The sequence below is a fragment of the Paenibacillus sp. KS1 genome, from assembly GCF_001680695.1.
Classification (GTDB): Bacteria; Bacillota; Bacilli; order Paenibacillales; family Paenibacillaceae; genus Paenibacillus_B; species Paenibacillus_B suaedae.
Genome location: NZ_MAIS01000275.1, coordinates 1 through 766 on the forward strand (window position 1 = coordinate 1; position 766 = coordinate 766).

Annotated in this window: 1 pseudogene; it reads right to left on the reverse strand. The window is 42.2% G+C overall.

What is annotated here, in order from left to right:
* Positions 1-363, reverse strand: a pseudogene (locus BBG47_RS28275) (M3 family oligoendopeptidase); the annotation flags it as partial.
* Positions 364-766: the final 403 nt, after the last annotated feature.

A 766-nucleotide genomic window follows, 5' to 3' on the forward strand; every position in this document is an offset into this window, starting at 1 on the left:
CTTGAGCATTTTCTCAGCCAACTGGAACAGCTGAATGCCCCATTTCAGTTCAAGTTCTGATCTGAACTTCGAATTCACAAGCGCCCGATAGTAGTCTGTTATGTATTCTTGGATTACTGGAACTACCTCGTCCATGTATTCCTGCTCGGCTTTGTAGAATTCATCATTCGTATCGATCGAATGGCGAATAGATACCAATTGCACCTGTGTATCGAATTCATTGCGAAGCTTGTTAATGTCAGACATGATGTCATCCTGCTGCTCGAAGCTTTCTGCAGCTTCAAAGGAACTGATCAGTCGTTTCATTTGCTGTTCAATTTGTTTCGCATCCGGTCGGACATATGCGTATTCACTAAACTTCATCTTCTTATGCATCCTCTCTATTAGATAATCCATAGATTATTTTGGTGGGGAATATTGTAGAAAATAGAAGCCGGCTGCACCCACATGAAGTTCCGAAACACTTTAGCTTTATTCTACCCGCCCTTTCATAGCCGTACATGGAAGAAGTAAAAATACTATCTACGAACCCCTCTCCCCTAATATTACCAGTACATCAATTTGCAATAAAGGGAGGACAGCTAAAATTCGACCTTATGCAAAGACCACAAGCACGACTCGTGCTTGTGGTCTAATTGTTCTTATCAGTTACGATTTAATGCTGATTGCTTACAATGCTGCATCATCGACACCATTCAACCAGTTCTCAATGTCCCCGATCACCGAAGCAATACATCCATCTTCGAATGGTGAGATCAGTCCCGCT